The 15,308-nt window shown below is 67.0% G+C and carries 13 protein-coding genes; 6 read left to right on the forward strand and 7 right to left on the reverse strand.

What is annotated here, in order from left to right; all coding sequences use genetic code 11:
- Positions 1 to 22: 22 nt before the first annotated feature.
- The 3 genes from QMO14_RS04340 to QMO14_RS04350 form a co-directional block, all read right to left on the reverse strand.
- On the reverse strand, positions 23 to 1,381 hold the full coding sequence (locus tag QMO14_RS04340; RefSeq protein ID WP_301504831.1) for a M20/M25/M40 family metallo-hydrolase: 1,359 nt from the start codon (positions 1,379 to 1,381) through the stop codon (positions 23 to 25).
- Between the two features lie 125 nt (positions 1,382 to 1,506).
- Positions 1,507 to 2,220, reverse strand: a complete 714-nt coding sequence (locus tag QMO14_RS04345) for a 16S rRNA (uracil(1498)-N(3))-methyltransferase (RefSeq protein ID WP_301504833.1) — start codon at positions 2,218 to 2,220, stop codon at positions 1,507 to 1,509.
- Between the two features lie 69 nt (positions 2,221 to 2,289).
- A complete protein-coding gene (locus tag QMO14_RS04350) occupies positions 2,290 to 3,429 on the reverse strand; it encodes an aminoglycoside phosphotransferase family protein (RefSeq protein WP_301504835.1) in 1,140 nt (379 codons plus the stop codon).
- A 234-nt stretch (positions 3,430 to 3,663) separates the two neighbouring features.
- Between QMO14_RS04350 and QMO14_RS04355 the strand changes: the two genes are divergently transcribed.
- Genes QMO14_RS04355 through rsmA form a run of 3 tightly spaced genes read left to right on the forward strand, consistent with a single transcriptional unit; the run spans position 3,664 to position 8,464 of the window.
- Positions 3,664 to 6,261, forward strand: a complete 2,598-nt coding sequence (locus QMO14_RS04355; protein ID WP_301504836.1) for an LPS-assembly protein LptD — start codon at positions 3,664 to 3,666, stop codon at positions 6,259 to 6,261.
- A 21-nt stretch (positions 6,262 to 6,282) separates the two neighbouring features.
- On the forward strand, positions 6,283 to 7,689 hold the full coding sequence (locus QMO14_RS04360) for a peptidylprolyl isomerase (protein WP_301504838.1): 1,407 nt from the start codon (positions 6,283 to 6,285) through the stop codon (positions 7,687 to 7,689).
- 4 nt (positions 7,690 to 7,693) lie between these two features.
- Positions 7,694 to 8,464: a 16S rRNA (adenine(1518)-N(6)/adenine(1519)-N(6))-dimethyltransferase RsmA gene (gene rsmA, locus QMO14_RS04365; protein WP_301504839.1), complete on the forward strand. Its 771-nt coding sequence runs from the start codon at positions 7,694 to 7,696 to the stop codon at positions 8,462 to 8,464.
- A gap of 65 nt (positions 8,465 to 8,529) precedes the next feature.
- Here rsmA and QMO14_RS04370 read toward each other — a convergent pair whose 3' ends face one another.
- From QMO14_RS04370 to QMO14_RS04385, 4 genes are all read right to left on the reverse strand, one after another.
- Complete coding sequence (locus tag QMO14_RS04370; protein ID WP_301504841.1) at positions 8,530 to 8,766, reverse strand: hypothetical protein; 237 nt, start codon at positions 8,764 to 8,766, stop codon at positions 8,530 to 8,532.
- Positions 8,745 to 9,170: a barstar family protein gene (locus QMO14_RS04375; protein ID WP_093129139.1), complete on the reverse strand. Its 426-nt coding sequence runs from the start codon at positions 9,168 to 9,170 to the stop codon at positions 8,745 to 8,747. The genes QMO14_RS04370 and QMO14_RS04375 overlap by 22 nt, the downstream gene beginning before the upstream one ends.
- Positions 9,171 to 9,220: 50 nt before the next feature.
- Positions 9,221 to 9,634: a ribonuclease domain-containing protein gene (locus tag QMO14_RS04380; protein WP_301504843.1), complete on the reverse strand. Its 414-nt coding sequence runs from the start codon at positions 9,632 to 9,634 to the stop codon at positions 9,221 to 9,223.
- Positions 9,635 to 9,814: 180 nt separating this feature from the next.
- Positions 9,815 to 12,163, reverse strand: coding sequence for an NADP-dependent malic enzyme (locus tag QMO14_RS04385; RefSeq protein ID WP_301504845.1), 2,349 nt, complete (start codon positions 12,161 to 12,163; stop codon positions 9,815 to 9,817).
- A gap of 174 nt (positions 12,164 to 12,337) precedes the next feature.
- On the opposite strand from QMO14_RS04385, the gene QMO14_RS04390 reads away from it, so the two are divergent.
- The 3 genes from QMO14_RS04390 to QMO14_RS04400 all read left to right on the forward strand — a co-directional run bounded on the left by QMO14_RS04390 (position 12,338) and on the right by QMO14_RS04400 (position 15,266).
- Positions 12,338 to 13,387 carry an SPFH domain-containing protein gene (locus QMO14_RS04390; protein ID WP_301504847.1) on the forward strand — a complete coding sequence of 350 codons (1,050 nt, stop codon included), beginning with the start codon at positions 12,338 to 12,340 and terminating at the stop codon, positions 13,385 to 13,387.
- Between the two features lie 124 nt (positions 13,388 to 13,511).
- A complete protein-coding gene (locus QMO14_RS04395; protein WP_301504849.1) occupies positions 13,512 to 14,993 on the forward strand; it encodes a DUF4178 domain-containing protein in 1,482 nt (493 codons plus the stop codon).
- A 54-nt stretch (positions 14,994 to 15,047) separates the two neighbouring features.
- Positions 15,048 to 15,266: a DUF350 domain-containing protein gene (locus QMO14_RS04400; RefSeq protein ID WP_019653703.1), complete on the forward strand. Its 219-nt coding sequence runs from the start codon at positions 15,048 to 15,050 to the stop codon at positions 15,264 to 15,266.
- Positions 15,267 to 15,308: the final 42 nt, after the last annotated feature.

A 15,308-nucleotide genomic window follows, 5' to 3' on the forward strand; every position in this document is an offset into this window, starting at 1 on the left:
TTCGAATTGGCAACGTGACAAATTACTTGATACGTGCCGCCCGTTTGGGGAGCAGCGCGGGAGCGACCCCCTGAACGCCCACCAGCCCGAGCACGGTGACGAGCGAATTCTGCGCGCCTTTCCATGCATCTGTCATGTCAATGGACTCGCTCAAGGAATGGAATCCCGAGGCCTTGCCGCCGCCGCCCACGATGATGGCCGGGATGCCCATCGAGATCGGCACGTTGGCGTCGGTGCTGCCGCCGCGCAGCAGTGTCCTGTTGCCGAAGGCGGCGTTCGAGCGGATCGCGGCCTCCACGATCACCGAGTCGGGCGGCGTGCGGCCGCCGGGGCGGTCGCCGATGAGCTTCGTGCTCACGCTCAGCGTGCTCACGTTCCAGCGCCTGTTCTCCTCGGCCACGGCTTCGTCGATGGCGGCCAGGATCTTCTTCTCGGTTTCCAGCAGCGAGGCCATGTCGTCCGATCGGATGTCGATGGCCATGCGCGCGTCGGGCGCGATGGTGTTCACCGAGGTGCCGCCGCCGACGGTGCCGACTGTGAAGGTCGTCTTCGGGAAGCTCGGCGTGCGGATGTCGGCGATCTTCGCGATCGCGCGGCCCATGCCGTGGATGGCGCTGGGCACCAGGCCGAAGGCGCCGAAGCTGTGCCCGCCGGGTCCCTGGAACGTGACCTCGTAGCGATGGCTCGCGGTGCCGAGTACCAGCACCGAACCCGGCGCAGAGGGCTCGAGTCCCACCATGCCGTCGATGTCGAGGTGGTCGCGGAAGATCGCCTTCATGCCGCGCAGGTTGCCGAGTTCTTCCTCGCCCACGTTGGCGACGAACATCAGGTCGCCCACCGTCTGCACCTTGTTGTCGTTCAGCACCTTCAGCCACGACAGCAGCACCGCGAGTCCGCGCGTGTCGTCCGCGATGCCAGGCGCGTGCAGGCGGCCGTCGCGCTCCTTGACCTTCACGTCGGTGCCGGCGGGGAACACGGTGTCCAGATGCGCCGAGACCAGCAGCGTGGGGCCGTGGCCCGTGCCCTTGCGCAGGCCGACGACGTTGCCTTCGGCGTCGATCTTCGCGTGCGTCAGCCCGAGGGCCTTCATGCGCGCGAGAAAGGCCTCGGCGCGCTTCTGCTCCTTGAAGGGAGGGGCTTCGATCTCGGTGAGCGCCTTCAGGTCTTCCACCGAACGCTCGTGGTCTGCCTTGACCGCGTCCAGCAGCTTCTGGATGGCGGGCGATGCCATCAGCTGGGTGAATGCCCGGTCGACCTCGGGGCTGACCTGCGCGGGTGTCGGTGCGACGGCCTGGGGCTGGGCAAGCGCGCCCTGGGTGGCGCAAAGCAGCGTCGCGAGGACCAGTGGGACGAGGCGCGGCGGACCGGAAAGCTTGGGCATGGGCGCAAAAGTCCTTCTTTTGTCTTAAATAAGTAAGGATTGTTTCTCAGGCTTTCAGCGCGTGCTTCGCGGAAAACACCACCCCGGGCGCTGCCGGCGCCTGGGCCGGAGGCCCATCTCTGTATCTAGAGGCCGGCCAGAGACACCAGCGCGGCGAGCGCCGCCGTTTCGGCACGCAGCACGCGCGAGCCCAGGGTGACGGGAGCGAAGCCCCGGGCGATGGCCTGCTGCTCCTCGCTGCCGCTCAGGCCGCCTTCGGGGCCGCTCAGCACGGTCGCACCATGTTCGCCCGGCGCCATGACGGCGAGGCTGCGCGTGCCCTCGGCGAGGCTCAGTACCAGGCGCCTCGCCGGCTCATCTTGGGTTTCGAGCCAGCCGGCGAAAGGCTGCACGGGATGGATCACCGGCACCCGGTTGCGCCCGCACTGCTCGCAGGCCGCGACCGCGATGGCCTCCCAATGCGCCCGCTTCTTCTCGGCGCGCTCGCCCGCCAGGCGCAGCACGCCGTGGGCGGTGGCCAGCGGCTGGATGCTCGCCACGCCGAGTTCGGTGGCCTTCTCGACCAGCCAGTCCATTCGCTCGTTGGCCGGCATGCCGACCGCGAGATGCACCGCGCGGGGCGCCTCGCGCTCCACCGGAAGATGCGCGCCGACCGCCACCGAAACGTCGCTGCGACCCATGCGCTCGACCGTGGCCGCGTACTCGCCGCCCGCGCCGTCGAACAGCGTGAGCACGTCGCCGGGCTGCATCCGCAGCACCTGCACATGGCGCGCGGCGCCGGCCGGCAGCGCCAGGCTGGCGCCGGCGCTCAGGGGCACGGAACAATAGAAACGCGGCATGCTACGGAATTGATAGCTGTGAACGGCCGTTGCGCGGGCGTCACAGGGTGGTGCTCTTTCAGTTTCTCTTCAGACACGGCCGTAGGCGAAGCCCGTGATGGCCGAACTGCCCTCGATCTCGTCAATCACGCGCGACAGTGGCGTCAGCTCCGAGTAGCGGCTCGCGGTGGCGCGGATGTAGGCGATGAAGCGCGGCGTGTCGGCCAGATATCGGGGCTTGCCGTCGCGCAGCGTGAGGCGCGCGAAGATGCCCGCCACCTTCAGGTGGCGCTGCAGGCCCATCCACTCCACTGCGCGGTAGAACGCGCCGAAATCCTCGTCGACCGGCAGCCCGGCCTTGCGTGCCGCCTGCCAGTAGCGGATGGTGACGTCGAGCACGAACTCCTCGTCCCAGCTCAGGAATGCGTCGCGCATCAGGCTGGCGATGTCGTAGGTGACGGGACCGTATACCGCGTCCTGGAAGTCGAGCACGCCGAGCGCCCTCCCGGGAGCCAGCGAGGACACGCCAGTGCCGAGCGCGGGGGGCACATTCACCATCAGGTTGCGGGGCATGAAGTCGCGGTGCACATACACGTTGGGCGATGCGAGGTTGCTCTCGACGATCAGCCTGAAGCTGCGCTCGAGCCGCTCCTTCAGCTTGCCCTCGACGGCGATGCCGCGGTGACGGCCGATGTACCACTCGGGGAAGAGGGCCAGTTCGCGTTCCAGCAGTGCCCTGTCGTAGGGCGGGAGCACGCCGGGCCTGGAAGAAAGCTGCCAGCGGACCAGCGCGTCGATGGCCTGGTCGTAGAGCGGGCGGGCGGCCTCGGGGCTGGCCGGGTCGATCACGTCCAGCATGGTCTGGCGGCCCAGGTCGTCCAGCAGCAGGAAGCCGTTGGCCTTGTCCCATTCGAGCACCGTGGGGGCCAGCACGCCGGCGGTGGCCATCAGCCCGGCCACCTGCACGAAGGGGGCGCTGTTTTCCTTGTCGGGCGGGGCGTCCATGACGATGCGCGTGGGGGCGGCCGCGTCGGTGGTGTCGAGCCGGAAATAGCGGCGGAAGCTCGCGTCGGCCGAGGCCAGCCGTACCGTGTCGGGCAGCAGCCGGTGGGCGGGCGCGACGGCGGCAAGCCAGGTCCGGAACGCTTCGGCCCGCTGTGGATCCGTCCAGGCAATGGTTTCGGCGGGGCGGCTTGGGGCCAATGCGGCCGGGGGCGGGGGTGCTGTCATGGATAATCGATTCTACAAATCCGCCTGGCGCGGCAATCCCCCTTGGCCGGCCTCCGGCCGATGCGGATCGCCACCGGCCCCTGCAACCCGCCGGCCTGCCGCGCCGTCCCCGACGACATTTCGTTCCGAACCGATGCCTACGACCCAAAGCCCTCACGCTTGGCACCTTGTGCGCTCGCTGCTCTCCAGGGGGGAGTCGCCGGCTTTCCTCGGAACGGCCCGGCGGGAGGCCTGATGAGCCGACGTCGTGTCGCCGCCCCGCGTCCGCGGCGCCCGGGCGTGCCGCCCCTGCCGCTGGCCCTGCTGTCGCTGGCGCTGATCCATGCGCACGGCGCTTCGGCCCAGACGGCTGGCAATCTCGCCGATGCTCCGCTCACGCTGAAGCGTACGCCGCAGCTCACCGAGATCCTGACGCCCGCCGACCGCAGCCAGATGCCCAGCCTGGTGACCGGCGACCGCATCTCCGGCCGCCCCGACCTCGAGACCGTGGTCGAGGGCAACGCCACGCTGCGCCGCGGCGCGGTGTCCATCACCGCCGACCGGCTCGAGTACTACCAGCCCGACGACCGCGCCAAGGCCACCGGCAACGTGCGGGTCAACCAGGCCGGCAACGTGTACGAAGGCCCCGAGCTGCAGCTCAAGCTCGAGACCTTCGAGGGCTTCTTCAACAACGTGCGCTACAAGTTCCTCGCGAACGAGGCGCACGGCGAGGCCAAGCGCATCGACTTCGTCGATTCCAACGTGTCGATCGCCCGCGAGGCCACCTACACCACCTGCCGCCGCGAGGACTTTCCCGGCTGGATGCCCGCCTGGCTGCTGACCGCGACCTCGATCACCACCGACACCGAGGAAAACGAGGGCGTTGCAAAGAACGCGCGCCTGAGCTTCATGGGCATCAGCACGCCGCCCATCCCGAGCGTGAGCTTCCCGCTGTCGAACGACCGCAAGAGCGGCCTGCTGCCGCCGACCATCGGCCTGGACAACACCAACGGCCTGGAGATCGCACAGCCGTACTACTGGAACATCGCGCCCAACCGCGACGCCACGTTCACGCCGACGATCATGAGCAAGCGCGGCGTCAACTTCAGCAACGAGTTCCGCTACCTCGAGAAGCAATACAAGGGCGAGATCCGCCTCGACCTGATGGGCAGCGACCGGCTCGTGGGCGACCGCTACAACGAGCTGCGCACCAGCCAGCTCCAGCAGCTGGCGAACGGGCAGATCACGGCCAGCAGCCTGACCAACCCGCCGAAGAACACCCGTCGCTGGGGCCTGTGGCTCACGCACCACCAGGACTTCGACGCGAAGGCGCTCGGCCTCGATTCGCTGTCGGCCAACGTCACCATCAACCGGGTGAGCGACGACGATTACTGGCGCGACTTCACGCGCACGCCGTCGCTTGCGCAGCGCCAGCTGCCGAACGAAGCTTCGCTGAACTGGAGCAAGGGCGACTGGAGCGGCATGGTCCGCACGCTCAAGTACCAGAACCTGCAGTACAACCTGGCGCCGATCACGCCGTCGTACGACCGGATGCCGCAGATCACGGCCAACTACAACAAGTACGACTGGCATGGCTTCGACGTCGCGTTGAACCTCGACTACACGCGTTTCCGCGTGAACAGGCTCTCGTCGACACAGCTGGGCTACGACGTCAACCAGCAGTCGCAGCCCGACGGCGACCGCGCCATGGCGGTAGCGACGATCAGCCGGCCTTTCATCACGCCGAGCACGTACGTCATCCCGAAGCTGATCCTGAACGCGGCCTCGTACAACTACTACCTGCCGCAGTCGGACATCCCGAAGCTCACGCTCAATGGCGTGCAGTACGTCAACGGGCAGGTCTACAACCCCAGCTCACTGTATTTCTTCCCGACGTCCAGCAACCGGGTGGTGCCGACCTTCAGCCTCGACAGCGGCCTGACCTTCGAGCGCGACACCAGCTATTTCGGCCGCGCCTTCCGCCAGACGCTGGAGCCGCGCGCGTACTACGTCTACACGCCGTATCGCAACCAGAGCATGCTGCCGAACTACGACTCGGCGGCCAACGACTTCAGCTTCGCGACCATCTACACCGAGAACGCGTTCTCGGGCGGCGACCGCATCTCCGACACCAATGCGCTCACGCTGGGCGTGACCTCCCGCCTGATCGATCCGGACACCGGCGCCGAGGCCGCGCGCTTCGGCATCGCGCAGCGCCTGCGCTTCAGCGACCAGAAGGTCACGCTGCCGGGCGGCACGCCGGTGACCGACCGCGCGAGCGACCTGCTGCTGGGCGCCACGATCAACTGGACGCCCAAGTGGAGCCTGGACACGCTGGTCCAGTACAACCCCGACACCCGCCGGTCGGAGCGCTCGGCCATCAGCGCGCGCTACAACCCCGAGCCGTACCACAACCTGAGCGCGGCCTTCCGCTACCAGGCGCCCAGCACCCCGACCGCGACCGACGGCAACAAGTCGATCGACGTGGGCTGGCAGTGGCCGCTCAATGACCTGTGGGGCGACAAGGGCAAGAACCTCGGCCCCGGCAAGGGCCAGGGCGGCGGACGCTGGTATGCGGTCGGCCGGCTCAACTACAGCCTGCAGGACAAGAAGCTCACCGACGGCGTGCTCGGCTTCGAGTACGACGGCTGCTGCTGGATCGGGCGCGTGGTGATGCAGCGCATCACCACCGGCCAGGTGACGGCGAACACCCGCATCATGTTCCAGCTCGAATTCGTCGGGTTCTCCAGCATCGGCTCGAGCCCCATGCAGACGCTGCGGCAGAACATCCAGCGCTACGAACCCCTGCGCCAACCGGGCGAAGCGCCGAGCCGCTTCACCAATTACGACTGAGACGACTGACTGAGCGACGCCATGAAATACATCCGTTCCATCATCACCATGAGCTGCCTCGCGGCCATCGCCGCCACGGCGGGTGCTCAGGGCTATCGTCCCGGTACCGGCATCACGGACATCATGCGCGCCGGCCCGCGCCTGGGCCCTCCGGCGGCCCGTGCGCCCGCCGCGCCCTCCGCAGCGCCGGTGCAGCGCTCGGCCGAATACATCGTCGCGCTGGTCAACTCCGAGCCGATCACCAACACCGACGTGCAGTCGCGCGTGACGCGGCTCATCAAGGAGAACCCCGACGCCGAGCGCGTGCCCCGCGGCGAGCTTACGCGGCTCGTGCTGGAGCGGTTGATCACCGAGCGCGCGCAGCTGCAGCTCGCGAAGGAAAACGGCATCAAGGTCGACGAGGTGGCGATCGACCAGGCCGAGCAGACCGTGGCGCGGCAGAACGAGATCAGCCTCGTCGAGCTGCGCCGCCGCGTGGCCGCCGAAGGCATCGCGCAGCAGGACTTCCGCAACGATCTGCGCGACCAGCTGCTGCTCACGCGCCTGCGCGACCGCGAAGTCGAATCGAAGGTCAAGGTCAGCGACGCCGAGGCCGATGAATACCTGCGCGACCAGCGTAACCAGTCCGTGAAGAACGTGGCGCTGGAGAACCTCAACCTCGCGCAGGTGCTGGTGGCCGTTCCCGAGAACGCCACCGACGCGCAGGTGGCCGCCGCGCAGAAGAAGGCGCAGGACATCGCCCAGCGCGCCCGCTCCGGCGAAGACTTCGCCAAGCTCGTGCGCGAGAACTCCGACTCGCCCGATCGCGCCAACGGCGGCGCCATCGGCATGCGCAGCGCCGACCGCTATCCGTCGCTGTTCGTCGAGGCCACGCAGTCGACCGCCGTGAACGGCATCGCCGGGCCGGTGCGTTCCAGCGCCGGCTTCCATGTGCTCAAGGTGCTGGCCAAGGCCCAGATCGGTTCGGGCGACGCCACCGTCACCCAGACGCAGGTACGCCACATCCTGCTGCTCAATGATCCCAAGCGCACCACGGCGCAGGCGGTCGCGCAGCTGGCCGAATTCAAGCGCCGCATCCAGGCCGGCACGGCCGACTTCGCCAGCCTTGCGCGCGACAACTCGCAGGACGGCAGCGCCAAGCAGGGCGGCGATCTCGGCTGGTCGCGCCCCGGCCAGTTCGTGCCCGAGTTCGAGGAAGCCATGGATCGGCTTTCGCCGGGCCAGATCAGCGACCCGGTGGTCTCGCGCTTCGGCGTGCACCTGATCCAGGTGGTCGGCCGTCGCGATTCCAAGCTCAGCCAGTCGGAGCAGCGCGAAGCCGCGCGCGCCGCGCTGCGCGAGCAGCGCGTCGAAGAAGCCTTCACCACCTGGGTGCAGGAAGTGCGCGCGCGCGCCTACGTCGAATACCGCGACCCACCGCAATCCTGAGCTGATGGCGCAGCACATCGCGAGGAAGCGGTTCGGGCAGCACTTCCTGTCCGACGGCGGGATCATCGATTCGATCGTGCGCGAGATCGCGCCGCAGCCCGGCGATGCCATGGTCGAGATCGGCCCGGGGCTCGCAGCGCTGACGCAGCCGCTGGTGGAGCGGCTGGGCCGCCTCACCGTGATCGAGCTCGACCGTGACCTGGCCAAGCGCCTGCGCGAGCATCCTCAGCTGGACGTGATCGAGTCGGACGTACTCAAGGTCGACTTCGCCGAGCTGGCCGCGAGGTTTCCTGCCGGCAAACCGCTGCGCGTGGTGGGCAATCTGCCCTACAACATCTCCACGCCCATCCTGTTCCATCTGCTGGGCTATGCCCATCTGGTCGCCGACCAGCATTTCATGCTGCAGAAGGAAGTGATCGACCGCATGGTGGCGAGCCCCGCCACCTCCGACTACAGCCGCCTGAGCGTGATGCTGCAGTGGCGCTACGAGATGGAGAACGTGCTGTTCGTGCCGCCCGAGAGCTTCGACCCGCCGCCGCGCGTGGACAGCGCCGTGGTGCGGATGGTGCCGCTGGCGACGCCGCCGGCCGTCGACGAGAAGCGCCTGGGCGAGATCGTGCAGGTCGCCTTCAGCCAGCGCCGCAAGCTGCTGCGCCACACGCTGGGCAAGTGGCTCCAGGAGCATGGCTTTTCCGGCGACTTCGACACCCAGAGGCGGGCCGAGGAAGTGCCGGTGGCCGACTACGTGGCGCTGGCCCAGGCCGTGCCCCAATGAAAAAAGCGCGCCGAGGGCGCGCTTTTTCATGTTTGCCGGCAAGCTTGCCGGCTTCTTTCTTCTCGTCAGGCGGCGGCGAGCCAGTAACCCGCGTTGAAGGGGCTGCTCATGCGCAGCGCCAGCGGCGACACGTCGACCAGCTTGTCGGTCGGCATCTTTTCGCCGGCCGGTTCGGCGGCAGCAGCAGCTGCCGCGGTGTTCACTTCGATGCCATCGAGGGTTTCAACGTTCGGTTGAGCCTCGTTCGCCCGTTCTGCTTGGCTGGTGGATGCAGAACGGGCTACAGAAAAGAATAGAAGCACCGGAAAGGGACCTTGCGGTCGCCCCAGTAGTCCGAGGCGTCGCGGAAGATGTCGAGCAGCTGCTCGCGGGCTTCCTTGTCGAACTTGGCATTGGCAGGAATCTGTTCCAGCACGATGACGAAACCCGGCTGCGGGCCCGATTTATGCAACGGGTCGGTCATGCAGTCGTACAGCGCATCGAAGTTCTTCCCGAAGTGGGACGGGAACGTGAACTGCTGGGCGATCAGGTCGAGCACGTCCTGCTTGGTCTGGGCGTTGCCCAGGTTGGCGTACAGGAAGTGCTGGCCGGCCGCATTGGCGGCGTCCTGCAGGTCGTTCACGCGGAACGCGCGGATCGATTGCACGATGTTCGGGCGTACGGCACGAAGGGATAAGGTCATCTCCGCTGGTCTTTCCATAGTCATCATCATTTCTTCGGGGCGCTTCGAGGCGCCGCTCAGGTCGTTTTCATCGCTCATGGCGCAATCCGTCTGAAACTCGCGTAATGGTCCGCGGTGTACCAGCAGGCCTCGGGTGCGGTGCGCTGCTCGCCGCCACAGACGATCCGTTGTGCGCCGCGGTTGCGCGAGCCGGGCGTCGTTACCGTGTATTCACGGTAGTGGCCCCGGCGGGCCGGTGGCAACAGACGCTCGCGATTGCCGAACACCGTGCCGTCCTTGTCATACCGGAAGGGGCCGCCATTGAGGATGGCCTGGTAGGTCCGCCGGCCCTGCACCGGCAGATCGGTCAGCGCAATGGTTTCCTCGGTGGACGTTTTCCCGGCGCCGAACCATCCGCGAGCCTCGGCCCCCGTCGTCAACGCCACCAGCATCAGACTGGTGAGCGCAAACTTTGTGACAGAGGACGTGATCGAGGCGTAAGCCGCCATGGGGCACCACAAGAAAAGAGCGGGGGGTCGAATCGGCGATCAACGTCGGGGTTAACCCGCAAATTCAAGCCCGCGAGTGTGCACCACGCTGGCGAAAATAGCAAGCGACTGCCCAAAGTTTGAGCAGTCGCGAGGGTATCGAATGGCTTTTCAAGTTGGCGGCCACTCTCGCCAGAGGGCTTATCTCTCGGCGTTTGCGTCGGCCACTGTCAAGGCTGTCATGTTCACGATGCGCCGAACAGTCGCGCTTGCCGTGAGAATGTGCACAGGTTTGGCCGCACCGAGCAGAACGGGGCCGATCGCGATGTTGCCGCCCGCCGCCGTCTTGAGCAGGTTGTAGGAAATGTTGGCCGCGTCGATGTTCGGGAAAACCAGCAGATTGGCGTCGCCCGCCAGCGCGCTGTGCGGCATGACGACCGCGCGCTGCTTGCTGTCGAGCGCCACGTCGCCGTGCATTTCGCCGTCCACCTCGAGCCAGGGCGCCTGCACGCGCAGCAGGTCGAGCGTCTTGCGCATCTTGATGGCGCTGGGCTCGTTGCTGGTGCCGAAGTTGGAGTGCGACAGCAGCGCCGCCTTCGGCTTGAGGCCGAAGCGCATCATTTCCTCGGCTGCCATCGTGGTGATCTCGGCCAGTTCCTCGGGCGAGGGGTCGTAGTTGACGTGCGTGTCGACCAGGAACACCTGGCGGTCGGGCAGCAGCAGGCCGTTCATGCAGGCGTACACGGGCACGTCCTGCGGGGTGCTTTCGCAGCCGCCGGGTCGCTTGCCGATCACCTGGTCGATGTAGTGCAGGTGGTTGGCGGTGGTGCCCCAGGTGCCGCAGATCAGGCCGTCGACCTCGCCCTTGTGCAGCAGCATCGAGCCGATCAGCGTCAGGCGCCGGCGCATCTCGATCTTGGCGACCTGCACCGTCACGCCCTTGCGCTCGGTCATGCGGTGGTAGGTCTGCCAGAACTCGCGGTAGCGGTGGTCCTGCTCGACGTTGACCACGTCGTAGTCCAGCTCTTCCTTCAGGCGCAGGCCGAATTTCTCGATGCGCTGGGCGATGATGGCCGGGCGGCCGATCAGCGTCGGGCGCGCGACGCCTTCGTCCACCACGATCTGGGCGGCGCGCAGCACGCGCTCTTCCTCGCCTTCCGAATAGGCCACGCGCTTCTTGCTCGAGCGCCTGGCGGCGTCGAAGATCGGCTTCATCGTGGTGCCCGATGCGTAGACGAAGCTCTGCAGCTTGTCGCGGTAGGCGTCCATGTCCTTGATGGGGCGCTGCGCCACGCCGCTTTCCTCGGCCGCCTTGGCCACGGCCGGCGCGATCTTCATCATGAGGCGCGGGTCGAAGGGCTTCGGAATCAGGTATTCGGGGCCGAATGACAGCTTTTCACCGACGTAGGCGGCGGCCACGCGCTCGCTCTGCTCGGCCTGCGCCAGGTCGGCGATGGCGTGCACCGCGGCGATCTCCATCTCGTCGGTGATCGTCGTCGCGCCGCAATCCAGCGCGCCGCGGAAGATGTACGGGAAGCACAGGACGTTGTTGACCTGGTTCGGGTAGTCGGTACGGCCGGTTGCCATGATCACGTCGTCGCGCACCGCGTGGGCGTCCTCGGGCGCGATCTCGGGGTTGGGGTTGGCCAGCGCGAAGATCACCGGGCGCTTTGCCATCTTCGCCACCATGGCGGGCTTGAGCACGCCGCCGGCCGACAGGCCCAGGAACACGTCGGCGCCCTCGATCACCTCGCCGAGCGTGCGCGCGTCTGTCTTCTGCATGTACTGGCGCTTGTCGTCGTCCATCAGCTCGGTACGGCCTTCGTAGACTACGCCGGCGAGGTCGGTGACGAACACGTTCTCGCGCTTCAGGCCCACCTTGAGCAGCAGGTTCAGGCACGCCAGCGCCGCGGCGCCCGCGCCCGAGGCGACCAGCTTGACCTCCTCGATCTTCTTGCCGGCCACCTTCAAGCCGTTGACCATGGCGGCCGCCACCGTGATGGCCGTGCCGTGCTGGTCGTCGTGGAAGACCGGGATCTTCATGCGCTTGCGCAGCTCGCGCTCGACGTAGAAGCAGTCGGGCGCCTTGATGTCTTCCAGGTTGACCGCGCCGAAGGTGGGCTCCAGCGAGGCGATGATGTCCACCAGCTTGGCCGGGTCCTTCTCGTCGATCTCGATGTCGAACACGTCGACGCCCGCGAACTTCTTGAAGAGCACGCCCTTGCCCTCCATCACCGGCTTGGAGGCCAGCGGGCCGATGTCGCCCAGGCCCAGCACGGCAGTGCCGTTGCTGATGACGGCCACCAGGTTGCCGCGGGAGGTGTACTTGAAGGCGTTGGCCGGGTCCTTGACGATCTCCTCGCAGGGAGCCGCCACGCCGGGCGAGTAGGCCAGCGACAGGTCGCGCTGGTTGACCATCTGCTTCGTCGCCGCGATGGCGATCTTGCCGGGAACGGGAAACTCGTGGTACTCGAGGGCGGCACGGCGCAGTTCTGCGCGCTTGTCTTCGGGCGTGGGAGTCGATGAGGTCGAGGGGGTCGAATCTGACATGTGCCGTAGCTCCTGGTGGCGCTTCTTCTGGGGGCGCCGATTGTAGACCTCGCGCATGACGCCCTAGGCCGCATGGCCAGGGGCGCCATGACCAATAGCACGGGTGCCAATTCAGGTCCATGTGGCAATATCCGCGATCCGGACAAAACCCGAAAAACCTGACGAGGAGCGACCATGGCCCTGATGGATTTCATCAAGAAGCAGTTCATCGACATCATCCAGTGGACCGAGACCGGCGACGGCACGCTGGCCTGGCGCTTCCCGATGGCGGAGATGGAAATCCAGAACGGCGCCTCGCTCACGGTGCGCGAATCGCAGGTCGCCGTCTTCGTCAACGAAGGCAAGGTGGCCGACGTGTTCGGCCCCGGCATGTACAAGCTCACGACGCAGACGCTGCCCGTGCTCACGTACCTGAAGAACTGGGACAAGCTCTTCGAATCGCCCTTCAAGAGCGACGTCTACTTCTTCAGCACCCGCCAGCAGGTCGACCAGAAGTGGGGCACGCCCCAGCCGATCACCATCCGCGACAAGGACTTCGGCGCCGTGCGTCTGCGCGCCTTCGGCAACTACTCCTTCCGCATCGGCGACGCCAAGGCCTTCCACACCGAGATCTCCGGCACGCGCGACATCTATTCCGTGGCCGACCTCGACGGCCAGCTGCGCGGCCTGGTGCTGCAGAACATCAGCAACGCCATCGCTTCCAGCGGCGTGCCCTTCCTCGATCTCGCGGCCAACCAGATCCAGTTCGCGCAGGCGCTCGCCGCCCAGCTGGTGCCCGAGTTCGAGAAGATCGGCATCAAGCTCGAGAACATCACTGTCCAGAACGTCTCGCTGCCCGAAGAACTCCAGAAGATCCTCGACCAGAAGATCGGCATGGGCATGGTCGGCAACGACATGGGCAAGTTCATGCAGTACCAGACGGCGCAAGCGATTCCGAAGTTCGCCGAGGGCGCGGCCGGCGGCGGCGGCATCGCGGGCGACGCGATGGGCCTGGGCGCCGGCGTGGCGCTCGGCCAGGTGCTGGCGCAGAACCTCGCGCAGGGCCTGAGCCCCAATGCCGCGGCGGCCGCCGCGGCACAGCAGCAGCAACCGGCGGTGGCCGTGGTGAGCGCCGCAGACGTGATGACCACGCTCGAGAAGCTCGGCGAACTCAAGACCAAGGGCATCCTCACCCAGGAAGAGTTCGACGCCAAGAAGGCCGAACTGCTCAAGAAACTGGTCTAACCCCCAGGCTTCGCGCACTTCGTGTCGCTTCTCCTCCCCCCTTGCAGGGGGCGATACCAGCGGCCCGGCATAGCCGGTTCCGCGGTATCTCCCGCCTCGTTCGTCGTGTCTTCAGCTGCGTGCCATGGCTGAGGAAACCGGCAACCAACGCTACTACCGTGCGCCCTGCCCCGGCTGCGGCGCGCCGGTCGAATTCCGCTCGGCGCAATCGACGCACGCGGTCTGTCCCTACTGCCAGAGCACTGTCGTGCGCCAGGGCGAGACGCTTGCGCGCACCGGCAAGATGGCCGAGCTGTTCGACGACTTCAGCCCGCTGCAACTGTTTGCCGCCGGCCGCATCCAGGACAAGCCGTTCACGCTGATCGGCCGGCTGCAGTACACCTACCCAGGCGGCCGCTGGACCGAATGGATCGCCGCGCTCGACGGCGACCGCACCGGCGTGCTCAGCGAGGACAACGGCGCCTACGTCTTCGCCCTGCCCTTTGACCTGCAGCGCACCGCGCCGCCGCCCGGCGACCTGCGCGTGGGCGCCACCAGCGCCTTCGCGGGCCAGAGCTACACCGTCACCTCGAACGAGCAGGTGGCGCTGACCTCGGCGCAGGGCGAACTGCCGCACCTGCCCGAGCTCGGCCGCCCGTTCGCGATGGTCGAACTGCGCAACGACCGCGGGCTGGTGCTCAGCATCGACTACGGCACCGCCCAACCCAGCGCCTACCTCGGCCGCTCGGTGCAGCTGGAAGACCTGCAACTGACCGGCCTGCGCGCCGAGTCCGCCAAGGACGAGAAGGGCCGCAGCTTCAACTGCCCCAACTGCGGCTCGCCCGTCACCGTCAACCTCGCCGACAGCAAGAGCATCACCTGCGGATCGTGCAACAGCATCATCGACCTGTCGCAGGGCATCGGCGGCGAGCTGAAGCACGCCACGCAGGACGAGCCGGTGCGCCCGCTCATCGCGCTGGGCAGCATGGGCCAGCTGCAGGGCGCGCAGTGGCAGGTGGTGGGCTTCCAGCACCGCATGGGCAGCGAACCCGGCGACGACGAGCACTTCGGCTGGGACGAGTACCTGCTCTACAACAAGAAGCGCGGATTCAGCTTCCTGGTGGACGCCGAGGACGGCTGGAGCATGGTCAAGCCGACCACCGGCGCGCCGGTGATGGCGGAGAACGGCGCGAGCGCCACCTACCTCGGCAAACGCTACCAGCAGCAGTACGCCTACAACGCCGAGACCACCTACGTGGCGGGCGAGTTCTACTGGCAGGTCGAGCGCGGCCAGAAGACCTTCAACCGCGACTTCGCCAGCGGCGGCGCGCTGCTGTCGATGGAGCGCTCGGCCAACGAGCTCACCTGGTCGTCGGGCGGCAAGATCGACAGCGGCGCCGTGGCCACCGCCTTCAAGCTCGATGCGAAGAAGGACATGTTCAAGCGCGCCGACGCGCTCCCCGTGAGCGCCGCCTCGGGGCTGGGCTGCGGCACCATCATCCTGATCATCGTCGTGATCATCATCCTGCTGATCATCCTGAGCACCTGCTCCAGCAGCGGCGGCTCCGGCTACCGCAGCTCGGGCGGCTCCTACGGCGGCTATTCGAGTGGCGGCGGCCACAAATGACGGCGAAGATGCGCGCGATGCACTCTCTCACTACTGCTACGACTGGAGGTCCCCATGGGATTTGAATGGCTGAAACCGGGCGTGGTCCTCGGATCGCTCGTGTATGCGCTGATCGGCGTCGTGATCTTCTGGCTCTGCTTCCTGATCATCGACAAGATCACGCCCTACGACCTGTGGGGCGAGATCGTCGAGAAGCAGAACGTGGCGCTGGGTCTGGTCGTGGCGGCAATGAGCCTCGGCATCAGCATCATCGTCGCCGCAGCAATACATTAGCCGCCGGCCTTGCACTTCGCTTCGCTACGCTTCATCCGCCAC

This window comes from Variovorax sp. CAN15, from assembly GCF_030462475.1.
GTDB lineage: Bacteria > Pseudomonadota > Gammaproteobacteria > Burkholderiales > Burkholderiaceae_C > Variovorax.

Excerpts from the sequence above, each read along its gene's own strand:
- QMO14_RS04340 (WP_301504831.1), bottom strand. The coding sequence starts at position 1,381 with ATGCCCAAGCTTTCCGGTCCGCCGCGCCTCGTCCCACTGGTCCTCGCG.
- QMO14_RS04345 (WP_301504833.1), bottom strand. The coding sequence starts at position 2,220 with ATGCCGCGTTTCTATTGTTCCGTGCCCCTGAGCGCCGGCGCCAGCCTG.
- QMO14_RS04350 (WP_301504835.1), bottom strand. The coding sequence starts at position 3,429 with ATGACAGCACCCCCGCCCCCGGCCGCATTGGCCCCAAGCCGCCCCGCC.
- QMO14_RS04355 (WP_301504836.1), top strand. The coding sequence starts at position 3,664 with ATGAGCCGACGTCGTGTCGCCGCCCCGCGTCCGCGGCGCCCGGGCGTG.
- QMO14_RS04360 (WP_301504838.1), top strand. The coding sequence starts at position 6,283 with ATGAAATACATCCGTTCCATCATCACCATGAGCTGCCTCGCGGCCATC.
- rsmA (WP_301504839.1), top strand. The coding sequence starts at position 7,694 with ATGGCGCAGCACATCGCGAGGAAGCGGTTCGGGCAGCACTTCCTGTCC.
- QMO14_RS04375 (WP_093129139.1), bottom strand. The coding sequence starts at position 9,170 with ATGACTATGGAAAGACCAGCGGAGATGACCTTATCCCTTCGTGCCGTA.
- QMO14_RS04380 (WP_301504843.1), bottom strand. The coding sequence starts at position 9,634 with ATGGCGGCTTACGCCTCGATCACGTCCTCTGTCACAAAGTTTGCGCTC.
- QMO14_RS04385 (WP_301504845.1), bottom strand. The coding sequence starts at position 12,163 with ATGTCAGATTCGACCCCCTCGACCTCATCGACTCCCACGCCCGAAGAC.
- QMO14_RS04390 (WP_301504847.1), top strand. The coding sequence starts at position 12,338 with ATGGCCCTGATGGATTTCATCAAGAAGCAGTTCATCGACATCATCCAG.
- QMO14_RS04395 (WP_301504849.1), top strand. The coding sequence starts at position 13,512 with ATGGCTGAGGAAACCGGCAACCAACGCTACTACCGTGCGCCCTGCCCC.
- QMO14_RS04400 (WP_019653703.1), top strand. The coding sequence starts at position 15,048 with ATGGGATTTGAATGGCTGAAACCGGGCGTGGTCCTCGGATCGCTCGTG.